This window comes from Shewanella xiamenensis, assembly GCF_024971755.1.
Classification (GTDB): domain Bacteria; phylum Pseudomonadota; class Gammaproteobacteria; order Enterobacterales; family Shewanellaceae; genus Shewanella; species Shewanella xiamenensis.
This window is the reverse complement of sequence record NZ_CP079718.1, coordinates 4,720,579-4,739,037: the sequence shown is the minus strand read 5'-3', so window position 1 is coordinate 4,739,037 and position 18,459 is coordinate 4,720,579. Positions and strand designations below refer to the sequence as shown.

Genomic DNA, 18,459 nt, shown 5'->3' with positions numbered 1-18,459 from the left:
GTCTCATCACTCAGTGATAGGAGGATTGAATATGAAATGCATCTTACTCGTTGGTCTTTTGTGGTTGCAGTGGTGGCAACCTGTATTTGCTCAGACATTGGCCCCATTTCAAGCGCAGAGTGCCGTGACCCGTCCTTATATTATCGAACTTTACACCTCGCAGGGATGCAGTAGTTGTCCGCCCGCCGAAGCTTGGTTATCTGGGCAGTTTAATAAGACCGATTTATGGCAGAAATATTTTCCGCTAGCCTTTCATGTGACCTATTGGGATTACCTTGGTTGGCGGGATATTTTTGGTCAAAAAGCATTTAGTGAGCGCCAATATCAACATTTAAACCAAAAGCATACACGGCAAGTGTATACGCCACAGTTTCTGATTAATGCTAAGGAGTGGCGTGGCTGGTTTTCGGGTGAATTAACCGAGATTTTTGCCGTGCCTCAACCTGAGGTGGGTGTGCTTAAAGTGCGTATCGCCAACCAGCAGCTTGAGGCGAGTTTTGTGCCACAGCAACCTTGGGGGCAGCATAAAGATCTGAGTCAAGCACGTTTACAGTTAGCACTCGTCGGCTCAGGGTTAACTAGTGAAATTAAACGCGGTGAGAATCGCCATAAGCAGTTAACCCATGACTTTGTTGTATTTAGCATGCAATCAATCCCTGTGAGTGTCCGTGCGACGGAGTTTGCTGCATCAGATTCAGCACTGTATTTTGAGCAATACCTCAATAGCATTCCGGCTACGGCGCAGAAGGCGCCGCAGTTAGCTTGGGTGGTGTGGTTAACGCTAAATGAAGAGCCCATACAAGCCGTCGGTGGTTGGCTTGAGGCGAAGCAGGGGGAAATCCAAAGTCAATAAGGGAAGTAGAATCAACCTATTCAAGATTACGGCAAGCTAATAAGACATTTTTGCTAGGTTATTTTATCGGCTAAGACTTTTAGATGAATCTCACCTATTGACTTTATTCCTGTCGCTACCTAGTCTGCTTGTTCAGTAATCAAGGTGGTATGCGATGGAAATAAAATACGATTTAAAACCTGCGTCCGAACGCCGTACTGAGCAATTCAAGCCCGAAGGAAATGTGGGCTTCGGTAGCCTCAGAACCGATCATATGTTTTTAATGGATTATCGCGATGGTGAGTGGCGCGATCCTCGTATTGTGCCCTATGGCCCGTTTGAAATGGCGCCGGGTGCGATGGCCCTGCATTATGGTCAGTCAATCTTCGAAGGCGCCAAGGCCTTTATGCATGAAGATGGCGAAATTTACACGTTCCGCATCAACAAAAACGCCGAGCGTATGAATCGCTCTGCGGATATTGTCTGTATTCCTAATATTGATGAGCAGATGCAAATCGATGCGATCAACGCCTTGATCGACGTAGACCGTCTTTGGTTCCCGATGCAAGAAGGTGCCTGTTTATACATTCGCCCCTTTATTTTTGCGACCGAAGACCGTCTGTCTGTAAGCCCAAGTTCGCGCTACACATTCTGCGTGGTGTTAAGCCCAAGTGGTGCTTACTACGCGGCGGGTGTGAATAAAGGCATTCGTCTACTGATCAGCAAGACTTACCATCGCGCCGTATCGGGTGGTACTGGCGCTTCTAAAGCAGCGGGTAACTATGCTGCCTCATTGCGTGCGGGTAAAGCTGCCGCACAGTTTGGTGCATCACAGGTGCTGTATTTAGATGCGAACAACCAACAGATTGAAGAAGCGGGCGCGATGAACCACTTCCACATTCTGAAAGACGGCACAGTGATCATCCCAACCTTCACTGATACCATTTTAAAATCGATTACCTCGCAATCTATTATGGAGCTGGGTGAATTGCTAGGATGCGAAGTGCGCCAAGAGACGGTCATGCTGGATAAGTTTATCGCCGATATCGAATCCGGTGAGATTATCGAAGCGGGTGGTTTTGGGACGGCTGCCGTAGTGTCTGCTGTCGGTTCCTATATTTTTGAAGATGGCCGAGTGGTGACTGTGGGCAACGGTGAAGTCGGTGAGCATATTCAACGCATCTACAAGCTGTATACCGATATCCAGAAAGGCCATATTCAAGGCCCTGATGGCTGGGTGAGACGCGTTGAGCGTATTGCACCTTAATAGTTTCTAAATCAATATGATAAGGCTCCATGATGGAGCCTTATTCTTTTGCGTCTTGCCGCTTTTGTATCTGTTGTATTAAAAGTGTTTGGCAATCTTTGGCGCTCAGCGGTTTACTCAGCAGAAAGCCTTGGACTTGATCACAGCCTTGCAGCGCCAAGAAGTTAAGTTGTTCTTGAGTTTCAACTCCTTCTGCCACCACATTTAACTCTAGGCTGTGGGCGAGAGCAATAATCGCGCTGGTAATGGCCGCATCATCGGGGTCATTGGTTATGTCGCGCACAAACTCGCGGTCAATTTTTAAGGTATCGATAGGGAAACGTTTAAGGTAACTCAAGCTTGAATAGCCAGTACCGAAATCGTCGACAGCGATGGTTAAGCCTAATGCTTTGAGTTTTGAGAGGATATTAACTGACTCCTGTGGGTTGCCCATGATCATCGATTCAGTTAGCTCCAACTCAAGAGCCTGGGCGGGAAGTCCTGATACCGCAAGGGCTACTTCAATGGTTGAGATAATATCGGCCTTTAACTGTCTAGCTGACAAGTTAACGGCCATGGTGATATCGCTAAAACCTAACTCATTCCATTCGGCCAGTTGTTGGCAAGCGTGGTTAATCACCCAATGGCCTATTTGATTGATCATGCCTGTTTCTTCCGCGAGGGGAATAAACTCGGCGGGAGAAATGGGGCCTAATTCTGAATGCTGCCAGCGCAGTAGTGCTTCAAGCCCTGTCAGAGAGCCATTGCGTAGGCAAAACTTAGGTTGATACACCAAGCTTAACTCATTGCGTGAGATGGCCTGTTTTAACCCCGTTTCGAGCAGCATATGGCGAGTCGCCATCTCATTGAGTTTATTGGTGTAAAACTGAAAGTTATTTCGCCCGAGAGCCTTAGCATGGTACATGGCGGTATCGGCAAATTTAATTAACGAATCCACATCTACAGCATCATTAGGATAGAGACTGATACCTATCGAAGTGGAGATAGTGAGGGATTTGTCCTCTAATAAGAAGGGCGCTTGAAAGGCTTTGAGCACTTTTTCCGAAATTAACGTCGCTGCTTTAGTTTTCGCCACACCTTCTAGAATAATAGTAAATTCATCACCACCCAAGCGGGCTACGGTATCTCCTTCGCGGACGGCATTTTGCAGCCTATGTGCCACTGCTTTGAGTAATAGATCGCCAATGTGGTGCCCCATAGAGTCGTTAATGTGCTTAAAACGGTCGAGGTCTAAAAACAGTAGGGCGACAATATTATTCGATCTATGTGCTTGAGATATCGCGTGATTAAGCCTGTCTTGGAATAAGGTTCGATTAGGCAGCCCTGTGAGCGTGTCAAAGCTAGCGAGGAAACGTAAATCTTCCTCGGCCTTTTTACGTTCGGTAATATCAGTAAATACCGCCACAAAGTGGCTAGTTTCACCTTTTACGTCAATTACTTGATTTATCTCGAGCCACACCAAAATTGCTCTACGGGCCTTATTGCGGATCCAAATTTCTCCCGCCCAATGTTTATGGCGTAGTAGTTGCTGTTCAATGCTATTAAACAGATCCCGTTGTTTTCTACTGTAGGCTAAGTGAATTAAGTATTTATCACTAATCTGCCGCTCTGAATAACCAGTGATATTGCTAAAAGCAGGGTTTACCGAACGGATTCGATAGTCTAATCCTGCCACCACGACGGCTTCATTCATGCTATTTAGCACTTGTGAGGAGAGTACCAGTTCGTTTTCGATCAGCTTGCGCGAGGTAATATCCCGAGTTGTGCCCGTCATACGAATGGGATGGTCCTGCCCATTAGCTTCAACAACTTTACCCCGCTCAAGGATCCAAACCCATTTGTTGGGCGAATGCTCAATGCGGTATTCCACTTCAAAGAAGGGAGTGCGTCCTTGTAGGTGTTCGGCTAACTCGTGCCTAAATCTTTCCCTATCTTCAGGATGAGCATTGTCGTGCAGTAGATGGTGACGGTTCCATTGAGGGACAGGTATATCTGTATGCGTTCGGTAAACCTGTTGTTCTTGGATATTCCAGTCCCACATTCCGTCGCCCGAAGCCCAAAGCGCCAGTTTAAGCCGTTCTTCAGATGCACGAATGCTAGTTTCAAACTCTTGTTGTTGGCGACGTTTTTGTTTGCGCCATTTTACTATCCATATCAGTAGAGTCAGTGTCAGTAGAATATAAAGCGCATAGGCCAATTCGGTGCGATAAAAAGGTGCATTGACGGTTAAATCGACCAATAGCGTATAGTCACCTTGACGGTTGTATTCAAGTGAGTGGCGCACATGGAGCACGTAGTTGCCTGGATCGATATTAGTGAAGGTGATTTCATTGCCTGTCGGTAAATCGTGCCAATGGTTATCAAATCCTTCGAGGAAATAACTAAAGCGATTTTTTCCTGTATAGCTAAAATCCAGTGAGGTGATTTCAAAGCTCACTAATTGATCTGCGTAGTTCATTACGATTTTCGGCGGATGACTCAGATCCAAAATCGTCTGTTTTTGGCCGGCAATTTTATATGCGGTGAGTGCTACCTTCGCTTCACCCCTTTTGTCAGGTAGGATTTTAGGGTTAAAGCGATTGATGCCATTAATTCCGCCAAACCAGAGATCGCCATCACTGTCTTTAAGTTTTACACCACCGTTAAATTCCAGTGCCTGTAAGCCTTCCTGTTCGTTGAAATTAATAATTTTGTTATTGGTAGGGTTTAATTTTCCAATACCGGCATTGCTACTGAACCAAATATGATGCTCATCGTCCTCCAGCAGAGCGTAAATCGTATCGCTGGGTAGACCTTGTTCACGGGTATAATCACTAAAAATGGGCAATAAGGTTTGATACGATAGCCGACTAATGCCACCGTGGGTCGCAAACCAAACATCACCATTACTTGCGACTAAGATATCCCTAATGCGGTTATTGATAATGCTGTTTTTGTCATGGGGGTCATGGTAAAAAACGTCGCCATGCCCTGTTTGCATATCTAATTTTACTAGTCCATTGAGCGAACCAATCCACAGAATATTATTATTGACCCTAAGGGTGAGTAACAGGTTTTGTGTAGGATGAAAATTTTCAATGCCTGTTAGCGAAACAGGCGTAAATTCATCATTTACAGTGGATTTCCGATATAGCGCATGGGATGTCGCTACCCAGAGCCTATTTTGATCATCTAACTCTAGACTGCGGATATAGTTCGCTTCTGCTGAGGTGTCTTTGCTATCTGCAACATTGAGTAGGCTAAATTCACCGTTTGGAGCCAGACGCCCTAGTCCGTAGTTACTGGCAAACCAGAGGACGCCTTGCTTATCTTGAATAATCGAGCGCAGAGTGAGGTTTAAGTATTGAGTCCCTAACCCTAATGCCTTGGCAAAAAAAGTGCTGTAGTTTTCATATGTTTTACTATTTCGTGCTAACCGCTTAAGGCCCGCGCCTTCTGTTCCTATCCACAGTGCCTGATCTTGGCTGCGGTAAAGGCTACGGACATTATTGCTCTGTTGAGGTAATTCGGTCGTATATTCAAACAGATGCTGAAAATATTGACGGCGAGTGTTGATCTTATTCAATCCAGAATAACTCGCGCCGAGCCATAGATTGCCAAAAGGATCTTCTAGCAGGGATAAGATATTGTTTTCACTGATACTGTTGGTGCGTTTGGGATCAAATTTATGATAAGTGGCAACGAATTGATCCGCCTCTCTTTCTAATTGTATTAAACCAGCTTCAGGTCCGACGACCCAGAATTGTCCTTGGGATGTTTGAACAAAATCTTTGATATAGGGAACATTATTTTCTGCTTGCCAGATGATAGTCCCTTGTTGAGTGGTCAGATCATAGTGCCAGAGCTGATTACCAAGCGCTAAGCTAATTGCTCGACTTGAATTGGCTTTAATCTGATAAGCAATCACATCCTGCGGCACATTCAGCCGCGTAATCGTATTTGCACTTACAGCAAAGGTACCATTATCCCTGGTTCCTGCGAGTAAATAGGTGTTATCAACATTGGCAAGACTGGTGATGTAGGGTTCAGCGCTGGTTCCTAGTGAAACTTGGGTTAAGCGTTTTGTTCTTGTGGAAAAAGAAAACAAGCCACTTTGAGTGCCAATCCACAGCGTATTGCCGACAATATTGAGTTTAGTGACCCTGGGATCGGTGAGACCCTGTTCTATGCCAATGCGTTCAAAGGTGCCTGTTTTTAAATTGAGCCGATTTATACCTTGGCTAAAAGTGCCTACCCAAAGATAACCTTGGGCATCTTGGATAATATCCGAGATATAACTTTCTGAAATGCTTTGAGGATCATTAGGGGAGTGGATAAAAAGATTGAAGTTGTAACCGTTATAGCTATGGAGTCCATCTTGAGTGCCAATCCACAGCATGCCAGCACTGTCCATAAATAGGCTGGTGATTGTGTTTTGGTTTAACCCTTCTTCACTGCGGATATGCTCAAATTTAAGCTGTGTGTTTGCCGCATTAAGCGGTAATGCCAAGCCTGCGGGAAGCACCGCAACAAAACTGAGAATGCAGAGCACGCTAACGATTAGTCTAAGGATTGGTTGACTCAAAGCTACCCCTATCATTCCCTACTTTTTCCCCAATTTGGGGAGGTATTATTCACGTTACTTTAGGAATGTCGCGTTAAGAATGAGACTGACGCGATCTCAGTTTTAAAATTAAAATAATGGTTAATTTATTCACAGATTTATATAGCGTAAGGTGTTTTTATCAATATCAGCTGTGACCAACGCAAGTTTAGCATTTTTTACCGAATGCCAACATATTGCAGCTCGCAGGGAAGATAAATAAAAAAAGACCTTGCCGGAAGGGGGAGAAGCAAGGCCTTTGGTTGAACTCTATTGATAGGGTGATATCAATCAACTTGGAGATGCGAATCAGTTGTTAGGGTTTATACGGTGGGCACGCGGACAAAACCCTCCATCAGCACTCGGGCGCTGCGGCTCATAATGGCTTTAGTCACTGTCCATTCGCCATTTTGTTGCATGGCCTGTGCGCCGACGCGAAGGGTGCCTGAAGGATGGCCAAAGCGAACCGCTTCCTTCTCGCCACCACCAGCCGCGAGATTCACTAAAGTGCCGGGAATCGCCGCCGCGGTACCAATCGCTACGGCGGCCGTGCCCATCATCGCATGGTGCAATTTGCCCATGGATAGGGCACGTACCAGAAGATCGATCTCCTCCGCTGCCACCGCTTTGCCGCTGGATGACACATAGCTTTTGGGCTTAGCCACAAACGCTACCTTTGGCGTGTGTTGGCGTGATGCGGCCTCATCAATATGTGTGATAAGTCCCATACGTACGGCGCCATAAGCACGGATGGTCTCAAACTTGGCAAGAGCGGCATTATCGCTGTTGATATCGTCTTGCAGTTCAGTGCCCGAGTAACCTAAGTCCTCGGCATTGATAAAGATGGTTGGAATACCCGCGTTAATCATGGTGGCATTAAAGCTGCCAATACTAGGTACTTCGAGTACATCCACTAAATTACCCGTTGGGAACATGCTGCCACCATCGCCGTCTTCGTCAGCGGCGGGGTTCATAAATTCGATCTGCACTTCGGCGGCGGGGAAGGTCACGCCATCGAGCTCAAAATCGCCTGTCTCTTGCACCATGCCATCGGTAATCGGCACATGGGCAATAATGGTTTTTGCAATATTGGCCTGCCAAATACGCACGGTGCAGATACCGTGTTGCGGGATGCGCGCAGCATCAATCAGCCCATTGCTGATGGCAAAGGCGCCGACGGCGGCGGTCAAGTTGCCGCAATTACCGCTCCAATCCACAAAGGGTTTGTCGATAGACACTTGGCCAAACAGATAGTCAACATCGTGGTCGACTTGGCTGCTTTTAGACAGAATAACCGTCTTGCTGGTGCTGGAAGTTGCGCCGCCCATACCATCAATCTGTTTACCATAGGGGTCGGGACTGCCAATGACGCGCAGCAGTAGTGCATCACGGTCAGGGCCGGGTACTTGGGCTGCTTCGGGTAAATCTTGCAGACGGAAAAATACCCCTTTGCTAGTGCCACCACGCATATAGGTTGCAGCCACTTTAATCTGGGGCGGGAAAAGTTTATTACTCATGCTATTAACTCCAAGGGGAATAGCGAAAAGGTTCGTGTCGATATAGGCGGCAAGCTTGTCGGCATTGCCGCCTTTTAGCGCGAATCTTACTTTAGATTTGACTCTAAAAAATCCTGCGCAAACCGTTGCAGTACGCCGCCAGCAGAGTAGATAGACACTTCTTCAGCGGTATCTAAACGACAGGTCACAGGCACTTCGACACGCTCACCGTTTTTACGGGTGATGATAACGGTGAGATCTGCACGTGGCGCGATATCACCAACAACATCAAACACCTCGGTGCCATCGATGCCGTAGGTGGCGCGATTCTCGCCCGCTTTGAACTCCAGTGGCAACACGCCCATACCGACTAAGTTTGTGCGGTGAATACGCTCAAAGCCTTCAGCTACAATCGCCTCTACACCCGCTAAGCGCACGCCCTTGGCCGCCCAGTCACGGGATGAACCCTGACCATAGTCGGCACCAGCGATAATAATCAGCGGTTGTTTGCGATCCATATAGGTTTCAATGGCTTCCCACATGCGGGTCACTTGGCCTTCTGGCTCGATACGCGCCAGTGAGCCTTGCTTCACCTTGCCATCGACAATTGCCATCTCGTTTTTGAGTTTAGGGTTGGCGAAGGTCGCGCGCTGGGCCGTTAAGTGGTCGCCCCTGTGGGTCGCGTAGGAGTTAAAGTCTTCCTCTGGCAGGCCCATTTTATGTAGGTATTCGCCCGCCGCGCTGTCCATCATAATCGCGTTCGATGGCGATAAATGGTCAGTGGTGATGTTGTCGCCTAATACCGCCAGTGGGCGCATGCCCTTGAGGGTGCGCTCGCCCGCTAGTGCGCCTTCCCAGTAAGGAGGGCGGCGGATATAGGTCGATTGTGGACGCCAGTCGTACAGTGGGCTGACTTTATCGCCATAGTCGACGCTCAGGTCGAACATCGGCTCGTAGACCTTACGGAATTGCTCTGGCTTCACGCTTGCTGCAATCACGGCATCGATTTCGGCATCCGTTGGCCAAATATCGATAAGGCGAACTGGATTACCGTCTTTATCTTGGCCGAGTACATCCTTCTCGATATCGAAGCGGATGGTACCTGCGATTGCATAGGCGACGACTAATGGCGGTGATGCAAGGAAAGCCTGCTTAGCGTAAGGGTGAATACGGCCGTCGAAGTTACGGTTACCGGATAATACGGCGGTGGCGTAAAGATCGCGGTCGATCACTTCCTGCTGAATTACTGGGTCGAGTGCGCCGCTCATACCGTTACAGGTGGTGCAGGCAAAACCGACAATACCGAAGCCTAATGACTCTAGCTCTGGCAGCAAGTTGGCTTCTTCTAAATAGAGTTGTACCGCCTTAGAGCCGGGGGCGAGTGAGGTTTTCACCCAAGGTTTACGGCTTAAGCCTTTGGCATTGGCGTTACGTGCCAGCAGGCCCGCCGCAATTACGTTGCGTGGGTTACTGGTGTTGGTGCAGCTAGTGATGGCCGCAATAATCACTGCACCATCTGGCATGAGGCCTGGCTCGTTTTCAACCACGCCGCTGATGCCGCGCGCGGCCAACTCTGAAGTCGGAACGCGAGCATGGGGATTCGATGGGCCAGCAATGGTACGCACTACCGATGATAGATCAAAATGCAGGGTGCGTGGGTACTCGGCCTGCTTGAGATCATCGCTCCACAAACCTGTGGTCTTGGCATAGGTTTCAACCAGCTTCACTTGCTCGTCGCTACGACCCGTCAGGGTTAAGTAGTCCAGCGTCTGTTGGTCGATATAGAACATGGCGGCGGTTGCGCCAAATTCTGGCGTCATGTTAGAGATAGTCGCGCGATCGCCAAGTGTTAAAGCCTCTGCGCCTTCGCCGAAGAACTCAAGGTAAGAAGAAACCACTTTTTCCTTACGCAGGAATTCGGTCAAGGCTAAAACTATATCGGTAGCGGTGATGCCCGGCTGAGGTTTGCCTGTGAGCTCAACGCCGATAATGTCGGGTAGACGCATGTATGAGGCGCGGCCCAGCATCACGCTTTCGGCCTCAAGTCCACCCACACCGATAGCGATAACGCCCAGCGCATCCACGTGTGGCGTGTGACTGTCGGTGCCCACTAAGGTATCGGGGAATGCCACGCCATCACGGGCATGCACCACGGGTGACATACGCTCCAGGTTGATTTGGTGCATGATGCCGTTACCCTGCGGGATCACATCGATGTTTTTAAAGGCTTTTTGCGTCCAGTTGATAAAGTGAAATCTGTCTTCGTTGCGTCTGTCTTCGATGGCGCGGTTTTTGGCGAAGGCATCTTTATCGAAACCACCGAATTCCACTGCCAGTGAGTGGTCAACAATCAGCTGAGTTGGAACCACAGGGTTAACCTGGGCAGGATCGCCACCCTTAGCGGCAATTGCATCACGCAGACCTGCAAGGTCTACCAGCGCGGTTTGGCCTAAAATATCGTGGCACACCACGCGGGCTGGGAACCATGGGAAATCCAGTTCCTGTTTTGATTCAATAATTTGTTTTAGCGAGTCTGTGAGTGCTTCTGGCTCGCAGCGACGCACTAAGTTTTCCGCTAACACGCGCGAGGTGTAAGGCAATTTCGCATAGGCGCCGGGGGCAATGGCTTCAATGGCTTCGCGGGTATCGAAATAGTCGAGTGCTGTGCCGGGTAAAGGCTTGCGATATTGGGTGTTCATAACAGTGCTCATAACATCATCCATTTCGGAAAATGAAGTCGGCGCGAGACGCACCTTGAGTGAAGTCTCGCGCTAAGTGTGGTCAGTTTTGCTTAACGGTTGGCAATGGGTACCACTTTGCGTGGTGATACACCCACATAGTCGGCACTTGGACGAATAATGCGGTTGTTTGAACGCTGCTCCATCACATGTGCTGCCCAACCCGTTACCCGTGAACAAACGAAGATTGGGGTAAATAGCTTGGTTGGAATGCCCATGAAGTGGTAAGCACTGGCATGGAAGAAGTCGGCGTTACAGAAGAGTTTTTTCTGTTCCCACATCAGGGCTTCACAGGCGACCGATACGCGGTAGAGGCGATCATCGCCATAATCTGCGGCCAGTTTTTCTGACCATTCTTTGATGATGGCGTTACGAGGATCTGAATCTCGGTAGATGGCGTGACCAAAGCCCATAATCTTTTCTTTGCGCTCGAGTTTACCCATGAGCACATCGCGGGCATCGGCTTCGTCTTTCATATCTTGAATGAGTTCCATCGCCGCTTCGTTGGCGCCGCCATGCAGTGGGCCACGTAGTGAACCGATTGCGCCAGTTACGCAAGAATGCATGTCCGACAGGGTCGATGCACACACACGGGCGGTAAAGGTTGAAGCGTTAAACTCATGCTCTGCATACAGAATTAACGAAACGTCCATTACCTTAGCGTGCAGCGCCGATGGAGCTTTGCCGTGCAGCAGGTGCAGGAAGTGAGCACCGATTTGCTCATCGGTGGTTTCGGTGTCGATGCGTACGCCATCGTGGCTAAAGCGATACCAGTAGCAAATGATCGATGGGAAGGCCGCCAGTAAACGGTCAGCAATTTGGCTTTGCTCGCTAAAGTTGTGCTCGGCTTCGAGGTTACCCAACATAGAACAACCGGTACGCATCACATCCATTGGATGGGCGTCGGCAGGAATGCGCTCTAATACTTCTTTTAATGCCTGTGGCAGGCCGCGCATGCCCTTAAGTTTGGTCTTATAGGCCTCGAGTTGTACGGTGGTGGGCAGTTCACCGTAAAGGATCAGGTAGGCGACCTCTTCGAAGGTGGCGTTTTCGGCCAGATCTTTTACATCGTAACCGCGGTAGGTCAGGCCGCTACCCGATACACCTACAGTACTTAGTGCAGTCTCACCCGCGCTCTGGCCACGTAATCCAGCACCACTTAATTTTTTTGCGTCTGACATAATTCTTCCCTTCCGTTAACGCTATGGTTATTGCAGACAGGCTCAATATTAGCCGTCTACCTTTTTGGTTAAAGTTGCATAAATGTTGACTAAATACAGAGTTTTAGCTTTATGTAGGGTTGCAGCATATCGGTGATGCATGAGCCGTTATTTGAGGTCACGGCTCGCGCATCTGGGTATCAGTAACAATGCGAAGCCTAAGCTTCTACTGACGTCCATGGTCTGTACTTATCTTTTACTTTTCTTGGCTAAATAATTGATCTAACTTGTCTTCAAAGGCGTGGTAGCCCAAGTACTTATACAAATCCGTACGGGTCTGCATAGTGTCTAAGACATTGCGTTGATGACCATCATTCATCAGCGCTTGCATCACTTTCAGTGCGGCTTGGTTAGCGGCGCGGAAAGTGCCGAGTGGGTAAAGCACCATGTCGGCACCCGCTTCGGCGAGTTCTTCTTTGTTGAACAATTGGGTTTGGCCAAATTCGGTCATGTTCGCCAGAATTGGTGCGTTAACTTGGGCCTTGAAGTGACGGTATTGGTCGAGCTCAGTTAAGGCTTCGGCGAAAATCATATCGGCACCCGCGGCGATATAGGCTTTTGCACGTTCGATACCCGCTTCTAAACCTTCAACGGCAACCGCATCGGTACGCGCCATGATCACAAAGTTAGGATCAGTGCGGGCATCGACGGCGGCCTTGATACGGTCAACCATTTCCTCGGTACTGACGACCGCTTTGTTGGGTCTGTGGCCACAACGCTTTTGTGACACTTGGTCTTCCATGTGCACGGCAGCTACACCGATTTTCTCAAACTCTTTAATGGTGCGGGCGATGTTGAAGGCGCCGCCCCAACCTGTGTCGATATCGACCAGCAGTGGCAGTTGAGTTGCCGAGGTGATACGACCTGCATCGATTAGCACATCGTTCATCGAGGTCATGCCTAAATCCGGCAAACCGTAGGAGGCGTTCGCTACGCCTGCGCCCGACAGATACAGGGCTTGGAAACCGGTTTGTTCCGCCATCAAGGCGAAATACGCATTGGTGGTGCCAACGATTTGTAAGGGTTTTGAGTTAGCAAGAGCTTGGCGAAAACGTAATCCTGCGCTTTGGGTCATGGTCTTGTCCTTATCCAATTAAAAAGTACTGAATGATCAGTATTCGATGCTTATGGGCTGCGACTTAGCTGATATTGGCTAAGGTTTCTTTCGCGGCGGCGTTAGCTTGTAATTCAATCAAGCGTAATTCGGTATTTTTACGGCCTTGCTCAATATGGCGACGCATCAACAGGCTAGCGAGTTCACCATCACGCTGGGCAATGGCTTCGACTATGCGTCTGTGTTCGGCAATGGCTTTTACTGGGCGGTTCTTATTGGTGCACTGATAGCGATACATCCGCAGCAGATGATAAAGCCCGCCAATTAAGGTTTCTTGCAGATGTTTATTGCCGCTGGCTTGGATGATTTGATAGTGGAAGTCGACATCGCCTTCCTCTTGGAAATAGGTATCGCCATTGGCCAGCGCGGTTTCTTGCACCGCGAGTAAGTCTTCTAACTTGGCTAATTGTTCTGGGGTAATACGGCTGGCGGCAAGTTCGCAGGCCATGCCTTCGAGTACGCTACGTAATTGATATAAATCGTTTAACTCGCTCACTGTGAGTTGAGCGACACGGGCACCGACATGGGGCGCACGGACTACGAGACGTTGTCTTTCTAAGGTTTGCAGCGCTTCACGGGTCGGGCCTCGGCTGATGCCATATTTTTCGGCGAGGGCTTGCTCGTTGATCTTACTGCCTGCAGGCAGTTCACCTTTGATGATGCTGGTTTGTATTTGCACCAAAATTTGATCGGCTAAAGTGGTCGACGATTTTTCGCTGGCGAGGGATTTCACCTTATTCGTTGGGCTCGTCGAGGCATGGGCCACTGAGCTTTGGGTGTCATCTATGGGGAATATGGTCTCTTGCTTCAACATACTGCGCATCACTCGTTGATTGCTGGATTGTCGACAATGGGTAAAAAATAGTCCCGTTAAATGCCATTGTCAACAATATGTTTACTTAGACGTAAGTCTATACTTCTGCCGGTTTAAGTTTTAATTGCTGTATTTGTTGGTTATTTTGTCTTTTCTTTGATTTTGATAATTTTATCTTCTCTATTATTTAATTGGTAATTGTCGACAATTTTGGTGTTGAGTGATGTCAGATGGTGCGATCAAGCACAGCTTTTACCCCATTGCGACTTATTGAGTACAATGCAGAGGAAGTATTGGTCGGCACTCACAGGGTGAAGGTATAGAGGGGCAAGATGGAGAAAATCCTCATTAGCAGTTGTTTGCTTGGGCAGGCGGTACGTTATGACGGCGGTCATAATCTGCTGCAAGACGAGTGGATGCAGCGATGGCAGCGAGAAGGGCGGATAGTGGCGTTTTGTCCTGAATGCGCGGGCGGATTACCCACACCAAGGCCTGCGGCCGAGCGTGTTGGCGATCTAGTGCTAACAGCGCAGGGTGAAGATGTCACAGCGGCTTTTAGGTTGGGAGCACAAAAGGCGCTTGCTTTGGCTCAGGAGCAAGGCATTAAGATAGCGATTTTAAAGGCGCGTAGTCCTTCCTGCGGCAATCAGCACATTTATGATGGCAGTTTCAGTAAGCATTTAATTGCAGGGCGGGGAATGACGGCCGAACTTCTGCTGGCGGCAGGTATGAGTGTGTTTAATGAAACGGAATTAGCAGAAGCGGCAATGAGGCTGGCACAGCTAGAAGTGGAATAAGCGGGCTAGGTAAGCCTAACCCGCTATCGACTCACTTACGTTAGTGAAGCTGTATTCGTTAATCTGTATTAGTGAAGCTGTGTGTGGGTGCTGGTGGCACTATCTGTTAGCTGCTGATGTTGCTGCAAGAGTGCAGCAATTTGATCATCTTTTTCCGCCCAAACTTGGTTTAACCAACGCTGAAACTCGACCCGATATTCCGATTCTGAAAAGTAGCGAGTAGCGTCGACCTGCGGTACTGGCAAGGCTCGCACCCGTACAATAATCTTGCGTACTTTGCCGTTCATTACGCCAAATAACACATCGTCTGGCGCATCGGGATACACTACCGTCACATCTAGTAGGTTGGTAAATTGCTCACCCATGGCGGAAAGTGTAAAGGCAATACCACCCGCTTTAGGCCGAAGCAAATGACGGTAAGGCGAATCTTGGCGCTGGCGTTTATCTTCGGTAAAGCGGCTGCCCTCAACGTAGTTGATAATTGATGTGGGCATATTTTTAAACTTTTCACAGGCTCGGCGAGTGGTGGCTAAATCTTTACCCTTAAGTTTTGGATTTTTCTTGAGTTTTGCCGGGCTGGTTCTGTCCATAAAAGGCATGTCGAGCGCCCAGCAACCTAGGCCCATAATAGGGACATAGATCAGCTCTTTTTTGAGGAAGAATTTCAACATGGGGATATGGTTACGCAGCAGGTAAGTCTGCGCGGCAATATCAAAGCCACTGAGGTGGTTACTGATTAGCAAGTACCAGCTGTTTTTATTGAGCCCTTCAAGTCCTTCAACATCCCACTCGATTTTGGCAATCAAATACAAAATGCCACCATTGCAGGTTGCCCATGCCCACATAAAACGATTCATCAGTCCGGTCACTGCATTGCGTGCGCCTTGAGCTGGCATCAACATTTTCACTAAACCACCAAGGCAAACCAAGGTTCCCCAAAGGGCGGTGTTAATGATCAGCAGGCTCAGACTGAGAATAAACAGCACTGGGCCGGGGAGAAAATTCAACATAGAGGTTTTACCTTACTTCTTGGTCCGCTTGCCCAGCCAATTGGCTGATCACTTGATCTTTAGCGAGCCAAAGCTCATTCAATTGTTCTTGGAAGCTAATTTTAAACTCGCGATCATTCATATAATCGCCACGCATATCCGGCGAAATATCCTTCACTGTTATGTGTACTTTAACCTTTGGCAGCTTGCCTGTCAGGTAGTCCCAATAGCTTGGAACGCTATCTGGATAGTAAATCGTTACATCGACTAGCTTGTGGATCTGTTCTCCCATGGCGGATAGCGCAAAGGCCATGCCGCCCGCTTTAGGTTTTAACAGATGTTGGAACGGTGAGTTTTGTTTTTTATGTTTGGCCTTGGTAAAGCGTGTTCCTTCGACAAAGTTCATCACACTCACTGGCTTAGTCTTAAACTTTGCGCAGGCTTTACGGGTGATCTCGATATCTTTGCCCTTGAGTTTTGGGTTCTTTTTAAGTTGTGCTGTGCTATAGCGGCGCATAAAAGGAAAATCTAATGCCCACCATGCTAGCCCTAACACGGGCACATAAATCAGTTCTTGTTTCAGGAAGAATTTCAAAAACGGGATTCGGCGATTAAATACGCGCTGCAGGATCAAAATATCGACCCAAGACTGATGATTAGCGATCACCATATACCATTCTTTGGTAGAAAATTGGCTATCGCCCGAGAGCTCAATTTGCACTGGGTGCAGCACACGTTCAATCACCCCATTGACGCTTATCCAAGCGCTGGCGCAAAAGTCGAGAAAATAGCTCGTCGCCGTTCTCAGCACAGGCAAAGGAATAAGTTTAATGAAGCTGCCCAGAACAATGGGTACAACCCAAAACAGCGTATTCACGACATAACCTAAGAAAGCTATGCAGCCTTTTAATTGTGAAAACAACGTCCCCATTGGCGCCCCCTGATAAAAATTGGAGGCCTATGTTACTCGGTGTCGGCGTTTGGCTCAATCTTAGGGCGGCTGGTCGGGGCATTTGTTAATATTTCGAGTCTCAATACTGTTGGGATAAACGGGCCAATAATTTATCCATAGCCCGATATCCTAAGGCTTGGGCGAGGTGGCGTCTTTCGGTATTGGGGGCCTGCTCAAGGTCGGCAATGGTGCGGGCAACCCGTTGAATACGATGAAAGCTGCGCACGGATAATCCTAGTTTAACGACACTCTGTTCTAAAAAAACTAGGTCAGCATCATTGATACCACTAAATTGCTTAAGTTGTTTGCCTGATAGTTCGCTGTTAAGCACGCCCGCTCTGGCGAGTTGAATATCGCGGGCGCATTTTACTCGTTTGGCGATTTGATGGCTGGTTTCGCCTTGTGCCGCCTGTTGCGTTAGGGTGCCTGCGGGGAGTTTGGGGACTTCGATGGTGAGATCAAATCTATCTATAAACGGGCCAGAGAGTCTGGCGAGATAGCGCTGGATTTGATCGGGTGTCGCTCGATTGGGGCCGTCGATATCGCCGCTCGGGCTGGGGTTCATGGCGGCGATCAATTGAAAGCGGCTTAAAAAGGTCAGTTTTGCCGCCGCGCGGGAGATCACCACTTCACCTGTTTCCATCGGTTCACGCAAACAGTCGAGCACTTTTCTTGGAAATTCAGCGACTTCATCCAGAAATAATACTCCGCGATGGGCTAATGAAATTTCGCCAGGCTTAGGAATACTGCCACCTCCGACTAAGGAAATTGAGGAGCAAGTATGGTGCGGCGCGCGAAATGGTCGCTTAAGAAAGTCCTCAGGTTTGATATTGATGCCCGCGACGGAATGAATTGCAGCCACTTCTAAGGCTTCTTCATAATTGAGTGCAGGTAATAGCGCCATCATGCGGCTGGCTAACATTGTTTTGCCAGTACCCGGCGGGCCTAGCATTAATAGGTTATGGTTGCCTGCAGCGGCGATCTCAAGCGCTTGTTTAGCTTGGTATTGGCCTATCACCTCGCTAAGGCAAGGCGTGGACTGCGCCGGCTCATCCGAGATCCACTCGAGCTGCTGCTCCAACATGGGAAGTGGCGCTTGTCCATGGAGAAACGCCGCTAAACTTTGCAAATGGGAGCCAAAGTAGACCTTAGGATAGCCAACTAACTCGGCATCGTGGCGATTATCGAGTGGCAGAATTAACTGATTATTATGGCGTTTAGCCGCAATGATTGCTGGTAGTAATCCTTGGCAGTGGCGGATTTGCCCTGAGAGGGCAAGTTCGCCGACAAATTCGGTATCCTTAAGGCTTGTGTGGGGGATTTGCTCTGAAGCAGCCAAAATGCCGATGGCGATAGGTAAATCGTAACGGCCACCTTGCTTGGGTAAATCTGCAGGGGCGAGGTTGACGGTTATTCGCCGCATCGGAAACTCGAACCCCGCATTGATCAAGGCGCTGCGTACCCGCTCGCGGGCTTCTTTGACAGAGGCTTCTGGCAAACCCACCAGGTTAAAAGCCGGCAGGCCATTACTGAGATGGACTTCAACCGTGACTTCGGGTGCTTCAACTCCACAACTGGCTCGGGTATGTACGCAGGCTATCGCCATAAACAAATCCTTTTGTTGACCTTTTTGCGCTGAATTTGAGTGTAGCAGTAAT

The 18,459-nt window shown here is 48.6% G+C and carries 12 protein-coding genes; 3 read left to right on the top strand and 9 right to left on the bottom strand.

Annotated features, from left to right (window positions below):
* Positions 1–31 precede the first annotated feature (31 nt).
* Both KXJ80_RS21855 and KXJ80_RS21850 read left to right on the top strand, forming a co-directional pair.
* Positions 32–853, top strand: a complete 822-nt coding sequence (locus KXJ80_RS21855) for a DUF1223 domain-containing protein (RefSeq protein WP_218737600.1) — start codon at positions 32–34, stop codon at positions 851–853.
* A gap of 154 nt (positions 854–1,007) precedes the next feature.
* Positions 1,008–2,099: a branched-chain amino acid aminotransferase gene (locus KXJ80_RS21850; protein WP_047534222.1), complete on the top strand. Its 1,092-nt coding sequence runs from the start codon at positions 1,008–1,010 to the stop codon at positions 2,097–2,099.
* Between the two features lie 40 nt (positions 2,100–2,139).
* Here KXJ80_RS21850 and KXJ80_RS21845 read toward each other — a convergent pair whose 3' ends face one another.
* The 6 genes from KXJ80_RS21845 to KXJ80_RS21820 form a co-directional block, all read right to left on the bottom strand.
* Entirely contained in the window at positions 2,140–6,678 is a 4,539-nt protein-coding gene (locus KXJ80_RS21845) for an EAL domain-containing protein (RefSeq protein ID WP_259474513.1), read from the bottom strand.
* Positions 6,679–7,004: 326 nt separating this feature from the next.
* The gene (prpF, locus tag KXJ80_RS21840; protein WP_259474512.1) at positions 7,005–8,198 is read right to left on the bottom strand and encodes a 2-methylaconitate cis-trans isomerase PrpF; all 1,194 of its coding nucleotides are present in this window, start codon (positions 8,196–8,198) and stop codon (positions 7,005–7,007) included.
* Positions 8,199–8,284: 86 nt separating this feature from the next.
* Positions 8,285–10,888 carry a Fe/S-dependent 2-methylisocitrate dehydratase AcnD gene (gene acnD / locus KXJ80_RS21835; protein ID WP_218737597.1) on the bottom strand — a complete coding sequence of 868 codons (2,604 nt, stop codon included), beginning with the start codon at positions 10,886–10,888 and terminating at the stop codon, positions 8,285–8,287.
* 80 nt (positions 10,889–10,968) lie between these two features.
* The gene (gene prpC, locus KXJ80_RS21830) at positions 10,969–12,096 is read right to left on the bottom strand and encodes a bifunctional 2-methylcitrate synthase/citrate synthase (protein WP_218737596.1); all 1,128 of its coding nucleotides are present in this window, start codon (positions 12,094–12,096) and stop codon (positions 10,969–10,971) included.
* A 235-nt stretch (positions 12,097–12,331) separates the two neighbouring features.
* Positions 12,332–13,210 (bottom strand): methylisocitrate lyase, encoded by an 879-nt coding sequence (gene prpB, locus KXJ80_RS21825; protein WP_037413719.1) that lies wholly within the window; start codon positions 13,208–13,210, stop codon positions 12,332–12,334.
* Between the two features lie 64 nt (positions 13,211–13,274).
* Entirely contained in the window at positions 13,275–14,063 is a 789-nt protein-coding gene (locus KXJ80_RS21820) for a GntR family transcriptional regulator (RefSeq protein WP_218737595.1), read from the bottom strand.
* A gap of 332 nt (positions 14,064–14,395) precedes the next feature.
* Here KXJ80_RS21820 and KXJ80_RS21815 point away from each other — a divergent pair, with 332 nt between their 5' ends.
* Entirely contained in the window at positions 14,396–14,860 is a 465-nt protein-coding gene (locus tag KXJ80_RS21815; protein ID WP_099457107.1) for a 2-thiouracil desulfurase family protein, read from the top strand.
* 68 nt (positions 14,861–14,928) lie between these two features.
* Here the strand turns inward: KXJ80_RS21815 and yihG (KXJ80_RS21810) are convergent, their stop codons facing one another.
* From yihG (KXJ80_RS21810) to KXJ80_RS21800, 3 genes are all read right to left on the bottom strand, one after another.
* Entirely contained in the window at positions 14,929–15,870 is a 942-nt protein-coding gene (gene yihG / locus KXJ80_RS21810) for a 1-acylglycerol-3-phosphate O-acyltransferase, YihG family (RefSeq protein WP_037431237.1), read from the bottom strand.
* 7 nt (positions 15,871–15,877) lie between these two features.
* The gene (gene yihG / locus KXJ80_RS21805; protein WP_037413712.1) at positions 15,878–16,780 is read right to left on the bottom strand and encodes a 1-acylglycerol-3-phosphate O-acyltransferase, YihG family; all 903 of its coding nucleotides are present in this window, start codon (positions 16,778–16,780) and stop codon (positions 15,878–15,880) included.
* 100 nt (positions 16,781–16,880) lie between these two features.
* Entirely contained in the window at positions 16,881–18,407 is a 1,527-nt protein-coding gene (locus tag KXJ80_RS21800; protein ID WP_218737594.1) for a YifB family Mg chelatase-like AAA ATPase, read from the bottom strand.
* Positions 18,408–18,459 lie beyond the last annotated feature (52 nt).

Coding starts and splice junctions, on each gene's coding strand:
- KXJ80_RS21845 (WP_259474513.1), bottom strand. CDS start 6,678: ATGATAGGGGTAGCTTTGAGTCAACCAATCCTTAGACTAATCGTTAGC.
- yihG (WP_037413712.1), bottom strand. CDS start 16,780: ATGGGGACGTTGTTTTCACAATTAAAAGGCTGCATAGCTTTCTTAGGT.
- prpB (WP_037413719.1), bottom strand. CDS start 13,210: ATGACCCAAAGCGCAGGATTACGTTTTCGCCAAGCTCTTGCTAACTCA.
- KXJ80_RS21855 (WP_218737600.1), top strand. CDS start 32: ATGAAATGCATCTTACTCGTTGGTCTTTTGTGGTTGCAGTGGTGGCAA.
- KXJ80_RS21800 (WP_218737594.1), bottom strand. CDS start 18,407: ATGGCGATAGCCTGCGTACATACCCGAGCCAGTTGTGGAGTTGAAGCA.
- KXJ80_RS21850 (WP_047534222.1), top strand. CDS start 1,008: ATGGAAATAAAATACGATTTAAAACCTGCGTCCGAACGCCGTACTGAG.
- acnD (WP_218737597.1), bottom strand. CDS start 10,888: ATGAGCACTGTTATGAACACCCAATATCGCAAGCCTTTACCCGGCACA.
- KXJ80_RS21815 (WP_099457107.1), top strand. CDS start 14,396: ATGGAGAAAATCCTCATTAGCAGTTGTTTGCTTGGGCAGGCGGTACGT.
- prpC (WP_218737596.1), bottom strand. CDS start 12,096: ATGTCAGACGCAAAAAAATTAAGTGGTGCTGGATTACGTGGCCAGAGC.
- yihG (WP_037431237.1), bottom strand. CDS start 15,870: ATGTTGAATTTTCTCCCCGGCCCAGTGCTGTTTATTCTCAGTCTGAGC.
- prpF (WP_259474512.1), bottom strand. CDS start 8,198: ATGAGTAATAAACTTTTCCCGCCCCAGATTAAAGTGGCTGCAACCTAT.
- KXJ80_RS21820 (WP_218737595.1), bottom strand. CDS start 14,063: ATGTTGAAGCAAGAGACCATATTCCCCATAGATGACACCCAAAGCTCA.